The organism is Paenibacillus sp. M-152, from assembly GCF_003856555.1.
Lineage (GTDB): Bacteria > Bacillota > Bacilli > Paenibacillales > Paenibacillaceae > Paenibacillus > Paenibacillus polymyxa_C.
Genome location: NZ_CP034141.1, coordinates 3,491,264 through 3,512,253, shown reverse-complemented (window position 1 = coordinate 3,512,253; position 20,990 = coordinate 3,491,264). Strand labels below are relative to the sequence as shown.

The 20,990-nt window shown below is 46.5% G+C and carries 23 protein-coding genes; 20 read left to right on the top strand and 3 right to left on the bottom strand.

Annotated elements, in window-relative coordinates:
- Window positions 1–21 precede the first annotated feature (21 nt).
- Entirely contained in the window at window positions 22–1,413 is a 1,392-nt protein-coding gene (locus tag EGM68_RS15370; RefSeq protein WP_013371749.1) for a dihydrolipoamide acetyltransferase family protein, read from the top strand.
- A 45-nt stretch (window positions 1,414–1,458) separates the two neighbouring features.
- Window positions 1,459–2,157 carry a lipoyl(octanoyl) transferase LipB gene (gene lipB, locus EGM68_RS15365; RefSeq protein ID WP_025675624.1) on the top strand — a complete coding sequence of 233 codons (699 nt, stop codon included), beginning with the start codon at window positions 1,459–1,461 and terminating at the stop codon, window positions 2,155–2,157.
- Window positions 2,158–2,275: 118 nt separating this feature from the next.
- Here the strand turns inward: lipB and prli42 are convergent, their stop codons facing one another.
- Window positions 2,276–2,380, bottom strand: a complete 105-nt coding sequence (gene prli42, locus EGM68_RS15360; protein WP_016822268.1) for a stressosome-associated protein Prli42 — start codon at window positions 2,378–2,380, stop codon at window positions 2,276–2,278.
- A gap of 85 nt (window positions 2,381–2,465) precedes the next feature.
- Between prli42 and EGM68_RS15355 the strand changes: the two genes are divergently transcribed.
- The gene (locus tag EGM68_RS15355) at window positions 2,466–3,599 is read left to right on the top strand and encodes a tripeptidase T (RefSeq protein WP_025675625.1); all 1,134 of its coding nucleotides are present in this window, start codon (window positions 2,466–2,468) and stop codon (window positions 3,597–3,599) included.
- A 70-nt stretch (window positions 3,600–3,669) separates the two neighbouring features.
- On the opposite strand, the gene mciZ is transcribed toward EGM68_RS15355, so the two are convergent.
- A complete protein-coding gene (gene mciZ / locus EGM68_RS15350; RefSeq protein ID WP_013371746.1) occupies window positions 3,670–3,813 on the bottom strand; it encodes a Z-ring formation inhibitor MciZ in 144 nt (47 codons plus the stop codon).
- A gap of 133 nt (window positions 3,814–3,946) precedes the next feature.
- Between mciZ and EGM68_RS15345 the strand changes: the two genes are divergently transcribed.
- The 7 genes from EGM68_RS15345 (at window position 3,947) to EGM68_RS15315 (ending at window position 9,570) form a co-directional block, all read left to right on the top strand.
- On the top strand, window positions 3,947–4,558 hold the full coding sequence (locus EGM68_RS15345; protein ID WP_126666165.1) for an NUDIX domain-containing protein: 612 nt from the start codon (window positions 3,947–3,949) through the stop codon (window positions 4,556–4,558).
- Window positions 4,559–4,562: 4 nt separating this feature from the next.
- Window positions 4,563–5,759 carry an endonuclease Q family protein gene (locus EGM68_RS15340; RefSeq protein ID WP_129549523.1) on the top strand — a complete coding sequence of 399 codons (1,197 nt, stop codon included), beginning with the start codon at window positions 4,563–4,565 and terminating at the stop codon, window positions 5,757–5,759.
- A gap of 203 nt (window positions 5,760–5,962) precedes the next feature.
- Window positions 5,963–6,616 carry a stage II sporulation protein M gene (gene spoIIM / locus EGM68_RS15335; protein ID WP_013371743.1) on the top strand — a complete coding sequence of 218 codons (654 nt, stop codon included), beginning with the start codon at window positions 5,963–5,965 and terminating at the stop codon, window positions 6,614–6,616.
- A 101-nt stretch (window positions 6,617–6,717) separates the two neighbouring features.
- Complete coding sequence (gene fur / locus EGM68_RS15330; RefSeq protein WP_013371742.1) at window positions 6,718–7,215, top strand: ferric iron uptake transcriptional regulator; 498 nt, start codon at window positions 6,718–6,720, stop codon at window positions 7,213–7,215.
- 165 nt (window positions 7,216–7,380) lie between these two features.
- Window positions 7,381–7,623, top strand: coding sequence for a YqzK family protein (locus EGM68_RS15325; protein ID WP_013371741.1), 243 nt, complete (start codon window positions 7,381–7,383; stop codon window positions 7,621–7,623).
- Between the two features lie 105 nt (window positions 7,624–7,728).
- Window positions 7,729–8,673, top strand: coding sequence for a site-specific tyrosine recombinase XerD (xerD, locus tag EGM68_RS15320; RefSeq protein WP_058829750.1), 945 nt, complete (start codon window positions 7,729–7,731; stop codon window positions 8,671–8,673).
- A gap of 72 nt (window positions 8,674–8,745) precedes the next feature.
- Entirely contained in the window at window positions 8,746–9,570 is an 825-nt protein-coding gene (locus EGM68_RS15315; protein WP_129549522.1) for a purine-nucleoside phosphorylase, read from the top strand.
- A gap of 122 nt (window positions 9,571–9,692) precedes the next feature.
- Here the strand turns inward: EGM68_RS15315 and EGM68_RS15310 are convergent, their stop codons facing one another.
- Entirely contained in the window at window positions 9,693–10,904 is a 1,212-nt protein-coding gene (locus EGM68_RS15310) for an O-antigen ligase family protein (RefSeq protein ID WP_129549521.1), read from the bottom strand.
- Between the two features lie 201 nt (window positions 10,905–11,105).
- On the opposite strand from EGM68_RS15310, the gene EGM68_RS15305 reads away from it, so the two are divergent.
- The 10 genes from EGM68_RS15305 (at window position 11,106) to EGM68_RS15260 (ending at window position 20,861) form a co-directional block, all read left to right on the top strand.
- Window positions 11,106–12,746 (top strand): glycosyl hydrolase family 28-related protein, encoded by a 1,641-nt coding sequence (locus EGM68_RS15305; RefSeq protein WP_129549520.1) that lies wholly within the window; start codon window positions 11,106–11,108, stop codon window positions 12,744–12,746.
- A gap of 220 nt (window positions 12,747–12,966) precedes the next feature.
- On the top strand, window positions 12,967–14,160 hold the full coding sequence (locus tag EGM68_RS15300) for a D-alanyl-D-alanine carboxypeptidase family protein (RefSeq protein ID WP_013371735.1): 1,194 nt from the start codon (window positions 12,967–12,969) through the stop codon (window positions 14,158–14,160).
- A gap of 96 nt (window positions 14,161–14,256) precedes the next feature.
- On the top strand, window positions 14,257–14,610 hold the full coding sequence (gene spoIIAA, locus EGM68_RS15295) for an anti-sigma F factor antagonist (RefSeq protein ID WP_013310782.1): 354 nt from the start codon (window positions 14,257–14,259) through the stop codon (window positions 14,608–14,610).
- Window positions 14,607–15,062 carry an anti-sigma F factor gene (gene spoIIAB, locus EGM68_RS15290; protein WP_013310781.1) on the top strand — a complete coding sequence of 152 codons (456 nt, stop codon included), beginning with the start codon at window positions 14,607–14,609 and terminating at the stop codon, window positions 15,060–15,062. Before spoIIAA ends, spoIIAB begins: the two co-directional genes overlap by 4 nt.
- 11 nt (window positions 15,063–15,073) lie before the next feature.
- Complete coding sequence (sigF, locus tag EGM68_RS15285; protein ID WP_013371734.1) at window positions 15,074–15,829, top strand: RNA polymerase sporulation sigma factor SigF; 756 nt, start codon at window positions 15,074–15,076, stop codon at window positions 15,827–15,829.
- A gap of 174 nt (window positions 15,830–16,003) precedes the next feature.
- Complete coding sequence (locus tag EGM68_RS15280; RefSeq protein WP_129549519.1) at window positions 16,004–16,645, top strand: stage V sporulation protein AA; 642 nt, start codon at window positions 16,004–16,006, stop codon at window positions 16,643–16,645.
- A complete protein-coding gene (locus tag EGM68_RS15275) occupies window positions 16,642–17,064 on the top strand; it encodes a stage V sporulation protein AB (RefSeq protein ID WP_129549518.1) in 423 nt (140 codons plus the stop codon). Before EGM68_RS15280 ends, EGM68_RS15275 begins: the two co-directional genes overlap by 4 nt.
- Before the next feature lie 26 nt (window positions 17,065–17,090).
- Window positions 17,091–18,785 (top strand): spore germination protein, encoded by a 1,695-nt coding sequence (locus EGM68_RS15270; RefSeq protein WP_013371731.1) that lies wholly within the window; start codon window positions 17,091–17,093, stop codon window positions 18,783–18,785.
- 110 nt (window positions 18,786–18,895) lie between these two features.
- Window positions 18,896–20,263 (top strand): diaminopimelate decarboxylase, encoded by a 1,368-nt coding sequence (gene lysA / locus EGM68_RS15265; protein ID WP_013371730.1) that lies wholly within the window; start codon window positions 18,896–18,898, stop codon window positions 20,261–20,263.
- Window positions 20,264–20,426: 163 nt separating this feature from the next.
- Window positions 20,427–20,861, top strand: a complete 435-nt coding sequence (locus EGM68_RS15260; protein WP_013310775.1) for a peptidylprolyl isomerase — start codon at window positions 20,427–20,429, stop codon at window positions 20,859–20,861.
- The last annotated feature ends 129 nt before the right edge of the window (window positions 20,862–20,990 follow it).

Genomic DNA, 20,990 nt, shown 5'->3' with positions numbered 1-20,990 from the left:
GATGTTAAGGAGTTGAAAAAAATGTCAGACCAAACACAATGGAACGACGTGACCATGCCGCAATTGGCTGAATCGCTCGTATCAGCGACAATCGCCAAATGGCTGAAACAACCTGGTGATCCAGTAGAGCAATTCGAGCCAATTTGCGAGGTCATTACAGATAAAGTGAACGCAGAAATTCCTTCCACATTGGATGGGATTATGGGTGACCTGTTGGCAGAGGAAGGTCAGACGGTAGCGGTAGGCGAGTTGATTTGCCGTATCCAGACGAAGTCGGCTGCACCTACAGCATCAACAGGAGGGACACCTGCGGCACCAGCATCTCAAAGCAACGTGCAAGCACAATCCCAGCAGAGTGTTGGATCGGATCAGTCCATGCGCGGACGTTTTTCTCCAGCGGTCCAAACACTGGCTGCTGAGCACAATGTAGACCTAAGCAGAGTGCCAGGCACAGGCATGGGGGGAAGAATTACCCGCAAAGACGTGTTGAATTTTGTGCAGCAGGGCGGCTCTGCTCCAACTGGAGTGACTGGTCAGACGAGTGGAACCACGCAAGGACAAGGATCTCCTTTTACAGGACTCCAGCAGTCTGCCGTTCAGCATAGTGCACCAGTTCAAAATATGGACCCTGCGATTCCGGTGCGCAACAGCGGCATTCATTTAACGGAAGCTCCAAAAGTTCCTATGATCGAAGTTGAGGGTGGCAACAATAACAGATCCGAGTATTTTATTGATGTTACACCCATTCGTAGTGCAATTGCCCGCAATATGCGGCAAAGTGTTTCGGAAATTCCTCATGCCTGGACGACGATTGAAGTGGATGTGACCAATCTGGTGATGCTCCGCAACAAGATCAAAAACGAGTTCAAACAAAAAGAAGGCATCAATATTACGTATCTTGCTTTTCTCATGAAAGCAGTCGTGAATGCAATCAAGGAATATCCGATCATGAATTCGGTATGGGCAGTGGATAAAATTATCATCAAAAGAGACATCAATATTTCGTTGGCCGTAGGTACAGAGGACTCCGTTCTTACTCCTGTTATTAAAAAGGCCGATCAGAAAAATATTGCTGGCTTAGCTCGTGAAATTGACGATTTGGCACGTAAAACTCGCGAAGGTACACTCAAACTGGACGACATGCAGGGTGGAACGTTCACCGTCAACAACACAGGTTCCTTTGGTTCAATTTTATCTTATCCGGTGATTAATTATCCGCAGGCTGCAATTCTTACCTTTGAATCCATTGTCAAAAGACCAGTGGTTATTGATGATATGATTGCGGTGCGCTCAATGGCTAATCTGTGTCTGTCGCTGGATCATCGTATTTTAGATGGAGTGATTTGCGGACGATTCCTGCAACGGGTTAAAGAAAATCTAGAAGGCTACACCTTGGATACGAAGCTGTACTAATCATCCGAACAGTTAGGTAAATGGACGGAGAGGAAGTGACAGGCCGTGAATAGACGACCGCTTGATGTAACCTATACGAATAGGATGGAATATGCCCATGCTTGGGATGTCCAGAAGGAGATTGTGGGAAAGCTGGATGCGGGGGAGGCGAGAGAAACGCTTATGCTTCTCCAGCATCCACCAACCTACACCATTGGTTCCCAGAGGCATCCTGAGCATTTGCTCCTTACACCAGAGCAGCTGAAAGAGCAGGGAATCAGCGTCTTTCAGATTGATCGTGGGGGAGACATTACATATCATGGACCAGGGCAACTTGTCGGATATCCTCTACTTGTGCTTGGCAACCGAGAGGCGTTAAATCTGCACGGATACCTTCGAAGTCTGGAAGAAGTGATCATTCAGTTGCTGGCATCTTATGGGATTGAAGGGAGCCGTAAGCCTGAATATACGGGGGTATGGATCGGGAATCTTAAAATTGCGGCCATTGGTGTCAAATTTAACAAATGTAAGCACCGTCGAGGCTTCGTAACCAGCCATGGCTTTGCCTTTAACATCAAGTCAGGAATACAGCATGAGGGCTTTGAAGGCATTGTTCCGTGCGGAATTCAGGAATACGGTGTGACATCATTAGAGGACTGTACACAGCAGTCTTTTTCGGTGGAACAGATTGCGAAGGAAATTGTACCGTACTTTGAACAGCAATTTTCATTTGCTGCGCAATGGCAAACGCATTCCTTCCAATAAAGGTCAGGCGGGCAATTGTGTAATTAACACGGGAGCCCGCCTCTTTGCTTGTGCAGCAGCTCGTCTACACATAGCTTCAACGGATCTTGAAGTAGTTCAACCTTGAGCGGTATAGCTATTATAGTGGCATAATAAACGGCTCAATCACCATGAACAGTGTAGAACCAATCATAGCTGCGAGCATAACGTAGACGAAAAAACGAACCCATTTTTTGTTAGACATGTGTAACTCCTTTAGGATAGGTTTAAGTCATAGATAAGAACATCTATCCGTATTGTAACGTAATCGGGAAAGAGAGGAAAGTTTAATGACAGTAGAGATAGTAAAAGACCGAATCGTACAGGAATTTGTGGAACTCGTACAGGTGGATAGTGAAACGAAGCATGAACAGGAAATATCACGTGTTCTGAAAGAAAAGTTTAATGCACTAGGACTGGAAGTCGTAGAAGATGATTCTCGCGAAAGAACGGGACATGGTTCGGGCAATTTGATTGTTACCTGGAAAGCGGAAGGTGTGGAGCAAGCACCCAAAATATTTTTCACCTGTCACATGGATACCGTGACTCCAGGCAAAGGAATCAAACCGCAGTTGGGTGAGGATGGCTGGATTCGCAGTGATGGTTCAACAATTCTGGGTGCGGACGACAAGGCTGGGATTGCTGCTTTGTTCGAGGCGATTCGTGTCGTGCGCGAGCAGAACATACCCCATGGTCAAATTCAGTTCGTGATTACGGCTGGCGAGGAATCTGGTTTAATGGGTGCACGGGCGATGAAGCCGGAAGTCCTGGATTCTGACTTCGGATACGCTTTGGATTCGAACGGTGAAGTCGGTTCTATTTGTATAGCTGCTCCCACACAGGCACGTATTGAAATGAGAATTACTGGAAAGTCCGCTCATGCGGGGGTCAATCCTGAAGATGGCATTAGTGCCATTCAAGTCGCTTCTAAAGCAATTTCTAAAATGAAATTGGGACGCATTGATAAGGAGACGACTGCTAACATCGGCAGTTTCGAGGGCGGCGGCGCGACGAATGTGGTCTGCGATTTTGTATTGATCCGTGCGGAGGCTCGCAGTATTGTACAGGAAAAGGTTAATCATCAGATTCAGCATATGCGTGAAGCGCTCGAAACCACTACGCGTGAATTTGGTGCTCAGGGAGAGTTCCGCAGTGAAGTCATCTATCCAGCATTCAGCTTTACGGAGCATGATGAAGTTGTACAGGTTGCACAGCGTGCCATTCAAGGACTGGGAATGGCAACATCAACCTTCCATTCCGGTGGCGGCTCAGATGCCAATGTATTCAACGGGCTTGGTATTCCAACGGTGAATTTGGCGGTAGGCTACCAGAACATCCACACCACAGAGGAAAAGATCAAGGCCGATGATCTAGTGAAGGTTGCTGAAGTAGTCGTAGCTCTGATCCAAGAAACTACAAAGTAAGACTTACTTCTTACATTTACAATATACCGAAAAAAGGGTTCAGGCTAAAGACAGGAACGGTGTTCCTCCTTTAGATCTGAACCTTTTTTGGAACAGTTAGCGAAGCAATAGTGGCTGTAGGTCCGTATTCCTTTTGCCATTGACGCAGGAGGGCTTGTATCTGCCAGGCTTTTCCAACAATATGAAGGGTGGTTTCAGTTCGGTAACTTTTCATGTTCTGAAATCTCCTTATAGCAGAAGTTTTGATATACTACCCCCAGCATATGTCCCAAGTGGACAAGTTAGACTAATGTTGGAGATAATTAATAATGAAAGAAAGATAGAAGACGAAGGAGGCAACATGTCTGATGAACGACCAAACGAACGAACAAGTGAACAATCCAACAAACAATACACTTCGCAAGCCTTTTTCCAATCCTGCGCTGGAGGAAAAGACCGTGTCCACACAGCCTATTTTTGAAGGAAAGGTCATTACGGTACAGGTAGACACGGTAGAGCTTCCCGACGGTTCCACTGGAAAGCGTGAAATCGTAAAGCATCCAGGTGCGGTGGCAGTTTTGGCTCTGCATGAAGGGAAAATGCTGGTGGTGGATCAGTACAGACAAGCTATGGGGCGATGTGAGGTTGAAATCCCCGCAGGCAAGCTGGAGCAAGGTGAAGACCCGATGGAAGCAGCGGGACGTGAATTGCGAGAAGAAACAGGTTATACAGCCAAATCGTTGAAGCTGCTGCACTCTTTTTATACATCTCCTGGCTTTGCGGATGAAATCATACATCTGTATGTGGCCGAAGACCTGGAGCGAGGTGAGATGGAACCGGATGAGGATGAATTTCTGGAGCTATTTGAAGTGACCCTGGAAGAAGCGCACACGCTTATTCGTGAAGGACGCATTAGTGATGCCAAGACGATTCTGGCCGTCTATGCATGGCAACTTCGCCAACAAACAGGGAGCTTCTAAGCGTATGGATACAAATATAATAGAACTTAACAACTACTTTGCAGACTTGCATATTCATATTGGCAGAACGGAGAAAGGAGCTCCAGTCAAAATTAGTGGTAGCCGTGATCTAACGTTTGCCAATATAGCCAAGGAAGCCTCCGGTCGCAAAGGGATTGGGCTTATCGGGATTATTGACTGCCATGCGCCTAATGTACAGGAAGATATTCGTAGCTATTTGCATACAGGTGAAATGGAAGAAATCAGCGGTGGTGGCATCGCATACAGGGATACAGTGATTCTACTTGGCACGGAGCTGGAAATACGGGCTGAACGTCGTCCCGAAGCACACGTACTGGCTTATTTTCCTGATCTGGCGGCGATGGAGGATTTTACCCAATGGTTGAGTAAGCATATGAAAAATGTCAATCTCAGCTCACAACGGATCTACGCACCGCCACGTGAGTTGCAGCAGCAAATTTACGGTCGTGGAGGCATTATGGTGCCTGCGCATGTGTTCACTCCGCATAAGGGCATTTACGGCAGTTCTGCAGCCCGTATGGAGGAACTGCTGGATATGGAGCTCATTAGCGGGGTGGAACTGGGGCTGAGCGCAGATTCATCTATGGCTGGTTTGATTTCGGAGCTGGATCGTTTCAGCTTTCTCACGAATTCAGATGCCCATTCACTTGGGAAAATTGGACGAGAGTACAACAAATTATCATTGGCGAAGCCGAGTTTCGATGAATTCAGGATGGCTTTGGAGCGGCGTGAAGGACGACGAGTGTGTGCCAACTACGGTTTGAATCCCAAACTTGGAAAATACCATCGCTCTTACTGTCAAAGCTGCGGTACGATTATTGATGAGCAGCAGATGGCGGACAAACGTTGCCCTAACTGTGGGCATACCAAGCTGGTGCGGGGTGTGCTCGATCGAATCTGGAGCATTGCCGATCGTGAACAGCCCGTAATTCCCTCCCATCGTCCTCCGTACGTTTACCAGATTCCGCTGGAATTTATTCCAGGCTTGGGTAAAGCCAAGCTGAACCAGCTGTTAGCAGCCTTCGGGACAGAAATGAATATTTTCCATGAGGTTACGCAAGAGGAACTGTTAGAGGTCGTCGGTAAAGTGTTGGCAGAGCAGATTGTGCTTTCACGCGAAGGACGCCTGGCGCTGGTATCCGGTGGTGGTGGAACATACGGAAAAATAGCGAAATCCTAGTAAAGTGTCCTAGTCAAGTCTTGTCTCCCTAAAAAGGCATATCAGCGTCTACTTGTTCATAACCATAAAATATCTCTGCCGTTGGCTTGGCGCATCATTCGTGATGTTAGATTTGCAGCGAAAAGCTGCCCCATTTCTAGCCATCAGCCGTCGGATTACGGTTGTTTTTTGGACAAACAAGCAGATGAAAGGGGCAGGACCCGATGCAATGGTTTCGTCATACGTTAAAGGATCAGACGCCGTATTATGTTTTCTTGGCTGTACTGTTTCTAGTGGGAGTTGTCTTTGGCGCACTCATGGTAAATGCACTCTCCCTGGAACAGTTACAGGATTTGTCCCGTTACCTGAAGGATTTTTTTGTGACGGTCAATCAAAACAAGCAGGGCTTTGCTGATTCGCAGGCGGCCTCGACCTTTTGGGACAGCGTATCACTACATCTTAAATGGGTGGGCCTCATCTGGGTATGCGGGCTTTCGGTCATCGGACTCCCAGGTATTCTTGTATTGAATTTTCTTAAGGGTGTACTGATCGGATTTTCTGTAGGTTATATGGTAGGACAATATTCATGGAAAGGACTATTATTTTCATTGGTTTCCGTTGCTCCACATAACCTGCTCGTGATTCCGGTACTGCTCGTCTGTAGTGTGGCTGCGATGACTTTTTCCATTCATATGATCAAAACTAAAATACTTGCTACTCGGCCATCAGACGGGATGTTGCGTCCATTGCTTTCTTACGCAGGATTGACTGCTGTGATGATGGTGCTGCTTATCGGCAGCGCATCCTTTGAAACCTGGGTCACCCCGGTTATGATGCAATGGGTCACTCCTATGCTGACGGCTTCCGTGACATCTTGATCTCATTTCAAAATGTTTGACTTTATTTGTATAGACCCCCTATAATAATAGGAGTGAAAAAAAGTGCAGTAGGCAGTAGCTTTGCAGGGGGAGGGAGACACATGGAAGCACGGATCGAAAAAATTAAGCAGCAGCTGCAATCCCAGGGCTACAAACTAACGCCTCAGCGGGAAGCCACCGTCAGAGTTTTACTTGAGAACGAAGATGATCATCTGAGTGCGGAAGATGTATTTATGCTCGTCAAAGAGAAAGCTCCCGAAATCGGTCTGGCAACCGTATACCGTACCCTAGAACTGCTAAGTGAACTGCATGTCGTGGAGAAAATTAATTTTGGCGATGGCGTTGCGCGTTATGACTTACGCGGCGATACAGCCAAACATCACCACCACCATTTGATATGTGTGCAGTGCGGCAGTGTAGATGAAATACTGGAAGATTGGCTTGGACCGTTAGAGGAGCGTTTGGAACGGGAATATAATTTTACTGTAGTGGACCATCGTTTGGACTTCCACGGTATTTGTTATCGTTGTAAGGCGAAGAACGATACAACTGCCCAGAAATCCTCGGGCAAAACCAAGAAAAACAAATCCCAGGATTAATAAGCTGACTACCCAAGCTCTCACCGACGAAGACGCGTTCGGGGGAGCTTTTTTGGTTCGGAATTTACTGTGTAGGACCAAGTGGTATAAAACGGAATAGCTTGTCATACCCTTCCATAGAGAGCCCTACATAGGGACTATATTTTGGGAAGGCGGCTGATCCACATGGTACTATCATTACGGAGAGGACTACAATGGCTGCGCTTGCTGATATTGTTCGGGGTGTTGGCATGTATGTTCTTTTATAGCCTCAGGCTGTTTACAGATTGGATAACACCTGTAGATCATTACCGAATACCGGAAGGACATGCAGTTAAGGTATTTGGCGGACAAACAGTGAATGAAGGGTCCGAGCAACGAATCGGAGTGTTGGAACGTTTACGTTTCTTTTATTGGTATGGTGAGTAGTCTATGTAATCTTCACGATGAGATGATGATATGAAGGCCGCACACGAAGAAGCAGGCGCAACAACTTGAATCGCTGTATGCAGGACAAGGAGACTTTTGGAACTCATGAAAATGTATATTCAACCTTTCGTTCAATATATGGAAGAGGAAAAAGGTTTGTCGCGCAGCACATTGGAAGCGTATCAGCGGGACGTACAGCAGTTTGCCGAGTTCGCAGAAAGCTGTGGCCTTGAGCAGCCGGACAATGTACAGCGGTCACATCTGGTGCTGTATTTGGGGCATCTGAAGGAACAGGGAAAAGCCGCGGCGACAATTTCACGTAGCGTCGCCTCGATACGCTCCTTTTTTCATTTTCTCATTCGAGAGGGAATCGCAATCCATGACCCGTCCGTTCTGGTGGAACTGCCCAAGGCCACTAAAAAGAAGCCCTCGGTGTTAACACAGGATGAAATAGAGCGTTTACTGGCAGCGCCGGATGTGAGTGCCCCGCAAGGGGGGCGAGATAAGGCCATGCTAGAGTTGTTGTATGCGACCGGCATCCGCGTATCAGAGCTGATTGCCCTGAATGTGTGTGATGTGCGCATAGATTTGCGCTTTGTGCACTGTGGCGGTGAGGCGGGCAAGGAGCGTGTTGTACCGATCAGTCGTGAGGCATCACAGTGGGCACAAGCTTACTTGGACGAGCAGCGTCCAGCGTTGCTGCGACCCGGGCAGGGTGAAGAGGCTCAGACAGAGCAGGAAGCCTTGTTCTTGAATGTATCGGGTCAGCGGCTCAGTAGACAGGGCTTCTGGAAAATAATTAAGAAGTACGCTCAGGAAGCAGGCATAAGCAAGGATATCACGCCCCATACGCTGCGACACTCCTTTGCGGTACATATGCTGGAGGGCGGAGCGGACTTACGCTCTGTACAGGAAATGCTGGGTCATGCAGATCTATCAACGACGCAGGTATATGCACAGACCGCTAGACGGAACATGAAGGAAGTATATGAAATGCATCACCCGCACGGCGGCAACCGCACTTCTCATGATAGCAAGGATCAAACGTAACGTCGCTTTGCTATTATAGAAAATGTGATAATGACTATAACTTTACGATTGTACAAGTCAGGAGAGATATTTATGTCAACAGCCAACCAAGCTACAATTCAGGAAGCAGCAGACTATATCCGTGCCAAGAGCGGAATAACTCCAGAGATTGGTCTTATTCTGGGATCAGGCCTCGGTATTTTGGCAGATTTGATTCAAGATGGAGTTAGTATTCCCTATCAGGATATTCCCCATTTTCCCGTATCAACGGTAGAAGGCCACGAGGGGGAGTTACTGTTAGGCACTATTGAAGGTCGCGCTGTCGTCATGATGAAGGGGCGCTTTCATATGTATGAGGGCTATGGCCCGCAACTGACGGCTTTTCCTGTTCGGGTAATGAAGCAGCTCGGGATTCAAAGCCTGCTCGTGACAAATGCGGCAGGTGGTGTAAACACTTCCTACAAAGCGGGCGATCTGATGGTCATCTCGGATCATTTGAATCTGACCGGACAAAATCCGCTGATTGGACCGAACGATGCTGCTCTGGGTGTTCGCTTCCCAGACATGTCAGAGGCATACAGCCGCCGCTTGCATGAAATTGCCAAACAAACAGCTACCCAACAAGGCTTCAGCCTGCAGGAAGGTGTATATGCCGGATTGCTGGGACCCAACTATGAGACACCTGCTGAAATCGTTATGCTGCGTACACTGGGGGCAGATGCAGTAGGGATGTCGACCGTGTCTGAGGTTATCGTAGCTCGTCATGCGGGGATTGAGGTTTTGGGCTTCTCCTGTATTACCAATATGGCTGCAGGCATTCTGGACCAGCCTTTGTCTCATGGTGAAGTGATGGAGACGGCAGAGAAGGTACGTGAACAATTTCTGAAATTGGTACTGGCGATTATTCCACAAATGTAGATTAAGTATAATTTTCCACTCGAAACGGTGGTTATATTCAAAGAACCCCATATCCGAGCGCCTTTTGATGGCGTGGGATACGGGGTTCTTTTACATACCGCGGTTGAGCTGAGTAAGATTGCCTAGTGAAGAGGGCGTGTGCTCCATGCAGCTGTATTCGCTTTTTCTGCCACAGTTAGTCTATGTCGCTCTTGCACCTTGATCACAATGACCATGAATATAATCCAGTAGATGGATAATGAGTTCAGAAAACGACTATCCGTTATATTATTTAACACGATGAACAGGAAGAAGACGGCTGCCGTCAGCCAAGTATACATATCTGTTTTGCCGATTCTGAATTTAAATAAGGTAGTTACGACGAGTATAACCGTTGCCAGGAGTCCTATAAGGCCCACATCGATCCACAGATCTCGAAAGCCGCTATGGCTGCTGGTCAGATCAAAGCGGATGCCGTTCGCATAAATGCTGGGCCGGGCTGCCCAGAAGGAGCCATAACCATGGCCGAACCAGTAGTGGCTCTGAATAGCACCATCAATTCCCTGCCAGATTTCCGTTCTTCCGGTTAAGGTTGTTGTTTTTCCGAATTCCGAGGCAATCGCATCTCCATAAGAAAAGGTAAGTGCCAAACCCAAAAGAACAAGTAGGCAGGTACAGCTAACAAAGAACCCCCGCAACGCGATGCTTCGAATTCTTTTGAATAGCAATATAAACAAAATAAATACGAACAGTGAAGATGTCAGCACCAATGAGGTGGTAGATTGGCATTCGATGAGTAATAAGGCATTGAGTAAGATGAAGCCAATATGTAAAGCTTTGCGTGTGCCCCTGAAAAAATAAATGACATGTGAAACAAAACTTAACAGAGAGAGGGTTCCAAGTGTATTTTTATGACCGGAGATTCCCTTCCACAGTCCAGTATGTTCTACACCGCCATGAATGGCAAAGGAAGGAACGAGTACAACGGCGAGTAGATTGAGTACGCTCAGGATACTTAATGTAACGACTAAGAGGCGTATGCAGCCCTGTGTTGTATAATGGGTGACCAGATAAAGTCCAAAGGTAGAGAAGGCAATAAATTTGAGAACCATGAGCAGGGAAGAGGTCTGCTCTTGTTCAGCCCATATACAGGAGGCGGCGATGTACATCATAAGTAAAGTCAGCAACGGATTATCAGCTAGGGTTGCGATTAATGACTTGAGTGAAGGCAGAAGCATGGTGTAGCTAAACAACAAGATAAGCAGGGAAATCGTGATCACTCTGGGAGACAAACCCTGACAGGCAAAGGGGATCGAGAAAGCCAGTAAACCGGCTACTGTGAGTATGTGTTTCACGGTTTCACCGCCTAGATACGTTATGTATCTATAATATACAAAATGTATCTTCTTGTACAATCATATAAAATATTTATTTTCATTTTTCGCGATCCTAGAGCAAGCCTTATTGTGCATATACTCAGTCCATGCTAAGAAAATGAAGAATTCTTCGGCATAGTCTGAAAGTATTTTCACGTTTTTAACAATGGGGGTGTTTGGGTGGCAGATTTTACAGACCGATTGAAGTTGAATTTGAGCGGTACGGGCAAAGAGTTAACGCCTCAGCAGTTAAATGACAATTTTAAAGCCATTGAAAAAGAATTCATGGAACGCAGTGTAAACGTAAGCTGGTTTGGAGCTGCTGGTGATGGTATTCAGGACGACACGGCATCTTTGCAAGAATTGATTAACAAGACCCCCGATTACTCCATTCTTCACATCCCCAGCGGCCGATACAAAATAACATCTACCCTTCAGATTCGGAAGCAGGGTATGCGCATTTTTGGTATTCATAAGGGCAGATACCGACAGGGTAAGGGAGTTACATCGATTGAATATTATGGCAAGGGCCCTTGTTTCCAAATTGGAGACGAAAGTCTGCCATCGTTTAGTGGCTTTCAAAATGTGCAGTTCCATGACTTATCGATCCGGTACGAAGGGACCGACAGAGCTACCTTAAATAATCCGTTTTCGCAGTCAGTGAAGCGCGGGTATTATGGCAAAGGTACTACGGGCATTCAGGATTGGAAGGGCGGCGGCGTTGTCCTGGATAACGTGTTGATTGAGCATTTTGAAACGGCTTTTTGGGGCTATGAAAGTGATGTGAACTTATTTAAATGCACGGAGATAAATTACAATAAAATAGGGATTCACTTGCAGAACAGAAGTTCACAGTTTACAAGCATTGCGCTTTTTACGCTCGGAAACGATACGGCGCTGGACCTGAATAGTTCTAACGGGGCGAGATTCATGGCTAGCCAGCACATTAAGGATGGGAGCCCCAGTGATATTCCCATTCTAATAAATGATTTTATGAATGCAGAATTTATAGGCTGCTGGTTTGAGGGACTAAGCAGAGAACACAAGGTGACAGTACCTTCTTTTATTCAAATTGGTGCTACGAAAGAAACCAAAAATGTTGCCTTGCGCGACTCTATTTTGGCGATAGCAGACAAATACGATGACACCCAATCAGTGTGCAATTATTTTGTGGATGTGGTCATTGGCAAAAAAGTTTTGGTGGACGAGGTGGGCGGATATCCCCGTAATCTAAAACAGCTTATTTGTTTCTCTGGTAGCTCCTCCACACAGCAGGTGACACTTCGCTCACATTTGGATTTTAGCTATAGCAATCATCGTTATGACGAAAATAATGGGACAGGGCAAGCGTTGTTGCTCGTAGAGAAATATTCGAATAATGGTATTGAACATTTGAATGAAACCTTTGTCAAAGCCTACCTTGGTTTAAGGCAAAATATCCCTGCGGGTAGCTGGCAGAAAGTAAGGTTCAATCAAATCAATCATGATGAGTTGACCGAATTCGATGGTTCGAATAGTCGGTGGCGAGCCAAGCGAGCTGGGAAATACAGAATACAAGTCTACGTTTCGACCGATCCCCAAGTAGATGGTAACCGGACACGGCTGGCACTTCACCTGAATGATGAGCAGCTTGCCGGAAGTTCTGCTTATGCATATCTCGATGACAGGGTGATTCGCGGGCTGAACTATGGTGCATTGAGTGGAGCAATGGAACTTAGACTTGAAGCGAATTCTTTTATTGATATACGGGTGTTTAGTCAAAATGCAGTGGATATTTTACCGGGTGGAGGTATTACATACCTCACCGTTAGCCGGATTTGAACGATTTTTATAGATCCTGTTACAGACGATACATGTTGTGCATTTATAGATTGGAAAATAGCACCATGCTGGCTCAGCTTGGTGCTATTTGATGTTTTTATCCATATGGAATATTTTTCTTTCAATCTGACGACAATGGTTAGCAGCACGCGAATAGACCGGAGAGATCAGTAAATGGACTCCGGTGCTTTACGCCAATATGTTGAGGAGGGGACCGATTGTGAAGAAAAAAGTGGTGGCGTTCATCCTGGCTTGTCTGGTAGCCTTGACTGCCGTCCCTGTCGGCGGTTGGGCCGAAGAAAGCAGACCTGAAAGCAAAACCAAAGTAGGATCAGCAGCTGAGCTGGCTCCCGAGGCTCTTTCGGCGATCTTGATGGATGCAGATACAGGCACAGTCATCTATGAAAAAAATAGTCGTGAAAAGCTTCCTCCAGCAAGCATCACTAAGATTATGACGATGCTGCTAACAATGGAGGCCATTCATGATGGCAAGCTCAAGCTGACCGATAAAGTACGGGCCAGTGAGTATGCGTCTTCAATGGGAGGCTCACAAATTTTCTTGGAGCCGGGAGAAGAAATGACGGTCGATGAGATGCTGAAGGGAATTGCGATGGCTTCGGGCAACGACGCCTCTGTAGCGATGGCGGAGAAAATTGCGGGGTCTGAACAGGCTTTTGTCGAGATGATGAATGCCAAGGTGCAGCAGCTCGGACTCAAAGATACGCATTTTGCCAATTGCAACGGTTTACCCGTAGAAAATCACTATTCCTCTGCGCATGATATTGCGGTTATGAGCCGGGAACTGTTGAAATATCCACAAATTACGAAATATACGGGAGCGTATCAGGACTATTTGCGCAAATCCTCAGTCAAGCCCTTTTGGCTGGTGAATACGAATAAGCTTGTTCGCTTCTATACCGGAGCAGACGGTCTGAAAACGGGCTATACGTCAGAAGCAAAGTTCTGCCTTTCCGCTACGGCGAAGCGTGATGGCTTACGTGTCGTAGCTGTCGTACTCGGTGAGCCGAACACGAAGATACGCAACAATGAGGTTTCTTCCATGTTCGACTACGCATTTTCTCAATATACAATGAAATCCATATATAAACCAGGTGAAAAGCTGGGCAGTGTAAAAGTTGAAAAAGGTGTATTACCAGAGCTGGAAATTCAGGCTGACCGTTCTTACAGTGTGCTGGTGAAAAAAGGCGGCAACAAACAAACACTGCGTCACGAGCTGCAACTGACTCCAAGCCTTAAAGCTCCTGTCCGGGTGGGTGACCCTGTTGGTAAGCTGGTCGTCTATCAGGATGGACAACGCCTTAAGGAGTTTAATATCACTTCGCCTGTGGCGATCGAGAAGGCCGGCTGGTGGAAATTGTTTAAACGTACCATGTCAAACCTATTTTCTTTGTAGATTTTACGGGGTTTTCTTCTAGTTTTGTCGGAGGGCAGGAATCGTCTGCGACTACGTAGAAATCCTTGTCCAAGACCGGGAGGAGAGTGAGCAAGCATGAACCTGCAAATTGAAATGGAGCATCACCGGGGAGTACTTATTGTAAGGCTGTCTGGTGAACTTGATCACCATACGTCGGATATGGTCCGTATGCAAATGGATGAGGCGATTCAACGCCGGCAATGCGAGCATATCGTGCTCAGCCTGAAGAATCTTCAGTTTATGGATAGTTCCGGCCTTGGCGTTATCTTGGGACGATACAAACTGATCAAGCAAAAGGGTGGGAAAATGGCAGTCTGTGATGTCAATCCGCCGGTACATCGACTGCTGGATATGTCAGGCTTATTTAAAATCATGCCCATCTATGACAACGAGGGAAATGCGCTCACGGAATTGGAGGTTGTGTCATGAGAGAAGGCACGGGGAACAATTTCATGAGCTTGCAGTTTGCCGCCAAATCGGAAAATGAAGCATTTGCCCGCGTGGCTGTGGCAGCCTTTATTTCCAGGCTTGATCCCACAATGGATGAGCTTAGCGATTTGAAGACCGTCGTGTCTGAAGCGGTGACAAACAGTATTATTCACGGCTATGACAGCGATCCGTCAGGTGTTGTAACGATTAAAGTTGGGATTGAAGCGGACGTGATCACGTTAGTCGTTGAGGATGCAGGACGGGGAATTGAGGATCTGGAGCTGGCCAAGCAGCCTCTCTATACGTCCAAGCCTGAATTGGAACGCTCTGGCATGGGCTTTACGATTATGGAAAATTTCATGGATGAGTTCGAAGCAGTCAGTGAACCGGGCGGAGGCACGTCGGTCCGGATGAAGAAAAGGATTGAATCCAAGAAAGCTTTATATAATTAGGAGTTGATCCTATGGAAGCAGGAGGAAAAAAAACTTCGCACAGCTATTTGGAGGATACAGAGGTCAAGCGGCTTATTGCACTGAGCCAATCTGGTGATAATGATGCTCGTGAGACACTGGTCAATAGTAATATCCGGCTCGTCTGGTCTGTCGTGCAGCGCTTTATGAACCGGGGGTATGAACCTGACGATCTTTTTCAAATTGGTTGCATCGGATTGTTAAAATCGGTGGATAAATTCGATCTCAGCTACGAAGTCAAATTTTCAACATATGCGGTACCGATGATTATCGGTGAGATTCAACGGTTCCTTCGAGATGACGGTACACTCAAGGTTAGCCGTTCCTTGAAGGAAACAGCCAATAAGGTCCGTAAAATGAAGGACGAGCTATCCAAACGGCTCAATCGTCTGCCTACAGTCAAGGAGGTTGCTGATGAGCTGGGAGTGACACCGGAGGATGTTGTTTTTGCGCAGGAGGCGAATAAGCCTCCTACCTCGATTCACGAAACGGTGTTTGAAAATGACGGGGACCCGATTACACTTATGGATCAGATTGCCGATGAATCACAGGAAAGATGGTTCGACAAGCTGGCGCTGAATGAGGCCATTGACGGATTATCTGAGCGGGAGCGATTGATTGTGTACTTGCGTTATTATCGGGATCAGACTCAATCAGAGGTTGCAAGTCGTCTTGGTATTTCCCAGGTGCAGGTATCACGATTGGAAAAAAAGATTTTACAACTAATCCGCGATCAGATTGCCCAATAATAAAGGGCAGGATTTTAGTAAAACTTTATGCTTACGCATTTTAAAGGGTATTCCAAAGCCATTTTAATGGCCAGGAGTACTCTTTTTTGCGTGTGACAAAAGACAATATACAGAATAGGTTTGCTTGCTTCGCTCCATACTAATCGGTAATTACGAGGATAAGGAGGGAATCGGATGAATCATAGTCCGGCTCCTATTGTCTACTTGCGGCTCCGCACCCGTGTGCGTATGATCCAAGGGCAGGATTTACATTTGGGCGATGTAGCCCATCTGCTGACGGAGCCCGAATGGGAAAAGGATCTGCTTGAACTTGTTCTCAAGCGGCCGCAGAAGCAGGACGGTAACCTGATACTGGTGGACATGCTACAGATCATATCAAAAATTAGAGATCATATTCCGGGAGTTGTAGTTGAATCTCTCGGGAAACCGCATGTACTCGTAGAACTCGTGGAGAGACCCCGTAAGCCATCCAAAATACTGTTCGTGTTGGTATGGTTGCTTCTGTTTTTTGGCTCTGCACTGACGATTATGAACTTTCATGCTGACGTTAGCATGATGGAGGTACAGGTTCGGATTGTAGAAATGATTACGGGACAAAAGGATGAGCACCCGTACTTATTCCAAATTGCTTACTCGATCGGCATCGGCTTTGGTATGATCGTATTTTTTAATCACTTGTTCAAGAAAAAATGGAATGAGGAGCCGACGCCACTGGAGGTGGAAATGTATCTGTATCAGGAAAATGTGGATCAGTATGTTGTGGCAGAGGAGTATGAAAAGATGGCTCGTTTGCAGCCAAAGGATAAGAAACCATGATATTTGTACAGGCTGCACTTCAGATTATTTTGGGTATCGCTGGGGGGCTGGCGGTAGGTAGCGGTGTGATTGCTTTTTTTATTGTGCTGGATATTATGCCGCGATTAGCACAACTCACCCGGACGTATAAAAAATCACGTGCATACGAAAAGGCGATGATTTTAGGTTCAGTGGTGGGAACCGTGGTCGATTTTTGGAACATCTGCTTGTCATTACCGGGCATATTTACATGGATACCTGGTTTGTTTTGCGGAGTGTTTATTGGCTTGCTCGCCGCGGCTCTAACAGAGGTGCTGAATCTCCTGCCCATACTGGCCAAGCGACTCCATATGACTGTATACATGTTCGGTCTGTTAATGGCAATGGTGCTTGGCAAGGTAACGGGTTCCTTATTTGATTGGTTTGTATACAACCGTTAATAGTGAAAGAGAAGGGGGCAAGAAGTATGGATCACAGAACGGATCAGGATCAGCAGGAGCATTATCATGGAGACGGAGCAATTGGAAGGGAAAATCATACTGACGGGGAAAGTTTGGGCTCCTGGAAGCAAAAGCAGGAGCAGGAAGCCGCCCGTCTTAAGCACAAAAAAGAAAGCGAGCGTTCTGATAATGTAGAGGAATCCATTCGTTATTGGCAGATTGAGGATGATATTTCGCCAAAGATGAAGGAAAATCGTGAAACCCTTAAGATGGTATTGGGTTTGGGAGAAACCTTTGATGTTGTATTTAGGGAAATGACAACAGGTGGCCGCCATATCGGGTATTTGTTCTTGAATACCTTTGCCAAGGATCAGATCATGCTTGAGGTGCTAAAGCGGCTCACCTATCTGACGCCGGATGACATGACTTCAGCTGGACTTCAAGCGTATTTCGAAAATTTTATTCCACATATACAGGTGGAGAAGACGGATAAGATGTCCGTTGTCATAAACAAGGTACTGACGGGAATGAGTGCTCTCTTCATGGAAGGCGAGCGTTTTGCTGTTATTCTGGATACTCGTAATTACCCTGTACGGAGTCCAGAGGAACCTTCCTTGGAGAGAGTTGTGCGCGGTGCACGTGATGGTTTTACTGAAACGATGCTTACAAATGTAGGTTTAGTGCGTCGGCGTTTGCGAGACCCCGGACTTAAATTCGAGGCCATGCAGGTCGGACGCCGAACTCGAACAGATGTATGCTTGGGCTACATTGATGATATTGTGGATAAGGTTATGGTGGATACGGTACGAGACAAAATTAAAAATGTTAATCTGGATGGTATTCCACTGGCTGATAAGCAATTAGAGGAGACGATTATCAATAAAGGTTGGAATCCATATCCATTAGTACGATATTCAGAGCGACCAGATGTTGTGGCTTCGCATATTATGGAAGGAAGGCTCGTAATTTTCGTTGATACCTCACCCAGCGTAATGATTTTGCCTACCACTTTTTTTGACCTGTGCCAGCATGCAGAAGAGAATCGGCAAACCGCTTTTATGGGTAGCTATTTACGCTGGGTACGTTTTATAGGCATATTCGCCTCGATGTTTCTGCTTCCGATGTGGTTGCTAATGGTTATCAATCCCGAATTAAAACCGGCGTTTCTCGATTTTATCGGCCCTCAAAAGGAAGCGCATTTTCCGCTGATTGCCCAGTTTATCATTGTGGAACTAGGGGTCGATCTTATGCGAATGGCAGCTGTGCATACTCCGACACCATTGGCTTCCGCCATGGGGTTGATTGCAGCCATTCTGGTTGGTGATATAGCGGTTAAGACGGGGCTGTTCGTAAATGAAGTCGTATTGTACATGGCTGTTGCTGCCATAGGAATGTTCGCGACACCAAGCTATGAGCTGGGGCTCGCGAATAGACTGATTCGACTATTCCTGCTGATTGCTGTTGCTATTTTTCACGTACCAGGCTTTGTCGTGGGCACGACACTGATCATTTTGATGCTGACGCTGCATCGGTCATATAATTCTTCGTATTTGTGGCCGTTTATTCCTTTTAATGCCAAAGCGTTAGCTTCCATTTTGTTCCGTATGCCTGTACTTGATGCGCCTAACCGCCCGTCATTTAATAAAACGAGGGACAATACGCGTATGCCCCATACGGATGCCAACACCGATTCGAACTCAGGCAATGGACAGGAGCATTAATGTAAATGATCTGCATAAAAATCCATTGTTCTTGATGTTTTTTTTGCTATACTGGTGTAAACATTCGATGGAATATGACTAGCTTGTTCCAGAAAGAGAGGCGCCAGAAGATGTATTTGCATGGAAGCAGTAAAATTAACAGCAATGGACATTTGGAGATTGGCGGATGTGATACCACGCTTTTGAAAGAGCGTTTTGGCACGCCGCTATATATTGTAGACGAACAGTTAGTCCGCCGGCGCTGCCGGGAATTTATAGAAGCATTCCGTGAGACCGGTTTAAAGTTTCAAGTGGCTTATGCAAGCAAAGCATTTTGTGTTATGGCAATGTGCGCTTTAGCTGCTGAAGAAGGGATGTCGCTCGACGTTGTTTCCAGCGGAGAGCTGTTCACAGCGCTGCAAGCAGGGTTCCCGGCAGAACGAATCCATTTTCATGGCAATAACAAGACGCCGGAAGAAATTGAAATGGCGTTAGAGGCGCAAATTGGCTGCTTTGTCGTTGATAGCAAGATGGAATTGCATTTGTTACAGGCTCTCGCCTCTGAAAAAGGACAACAGGTCAATATTTTACTGCGGGTTACGCCGGGGGTTGAGGCGCATACGCATGAATATATGGCCACAGGTCAAGAAGATTCAAAATTTGGTTTTGACATTGCGAATGGCACAGCCCGTCAAGCGGTGGAACAGGCTATCAAGCTGGATCATCTTAATCTGCTGGGAGTACATTCTCATATCGGCTCGCAAATCTTCGAAGTCAATGGCTTCCAAATGGCTGCCGAGCGGGTCGCAGTTTTTTGCAGGGAGATTAAGGAACAGCTTCAGTATTCCTTCAAGGTGATTAATCTCGGTGGGGGATTTGGTATCCGTTACACAGAGGAGGACACACCGCTGAAACTATCCACCTATGTACAGGCTATCGGCGAAGCGGTGAAAACTCATTTTTCAGGGCTTTACGATGAACTTCCAGAAATTTGGATTGAGCCGGGACGCAGTATTGTAGGTGATTCAGGTACAACCTTGTATACGGTAGGAAGCATCAAGGATATTCCGCAGGTTCGTAAATACGTTTCTGTAGACGGCGGAATGACAGATAATCCACGTCCTGCACTGTATCAGGCTAAGTATGAAGCAATGCTGGCTAATCGAGCGCAAGATGCGAACGAAGAGACAGTGTCCATTGCAGGCAAATGCTGTGAAAGCGGCGATATGCTTATTTGGGATGTAGAACTGCCTCGCCCGAATAGCGGAGACTTGCTCGCTGTTGCCTCAACCGGAGCTTATAATTACTCCATGGCGAGCAATTATAACCGGATACGCCGACCAGCAGTTGTATTTGTCAACAACGGTGAGGCCGAGCTGGTAGTGCGTCGGGAAACCTACGAGGATATCGTTCGCAATGATGTTTTGCCACAGCGCTTGGTTCGTGATCAAGCCAGTTCAGTGGTTCAGCCCAATGCTAAGATTACGGTTTCGTCCTGATTGTGGAATTCTAAATTCAAGCAGGCCATTGCGTCGGTAATAATAGACCGGGGACAATGGCCCCTTTTTTTTGGACAAGGCTTTGCTAAGCGCGCCAATTCATAGTAAACTGGAACTTGATGTTATTTAGTTCTCAAAACAGGTTGAAAAGGAGATACAAACAATGAAAAAAGGTAGAATAGATCTTGAAAACGGCGGTATCGTCGAAATTGACTTTTTCCCAGAAGAAGCTCCAAACACCGTTGCTAACTTTGAAAAGCTGGCAAACAGCGGTTACTACAATGGTTTGAGCTTCCACCGTGTCATCCCGGGCTTTGTTGCTCAAGGGGGTTGTCCGATCGGTAATGGTACTGGCGGTCCTGGCTACACCATTGACTGTGAAACAGCTACGAATACAACAAAGCATGCCAAAGGCGTTCTGTCCATGGCTCATGCAGGTCGCAACACAGGTGGCAGTCAATTCTTTATTTGCTACGCTCCACAGCCGCATTTAGATGGAGTACATACTGTATTTGGTAAAGTAACCAAAGGTATGGAATTCATTGATGCTGTAAAACAAGGCGACAAAATGAAAGAGGTTAAAGTATTTGACGTGTAATTTACCATTACATGCATGATTTGAATTCCTTTAAATAGCGTTGCACCTAAGCCGTTCTGTCTTTGGACAGGGCGGCTTTTGTTGTCTTTTGTTTGACGGTTTGCTGATTTTTACAATCACGTAGGTATT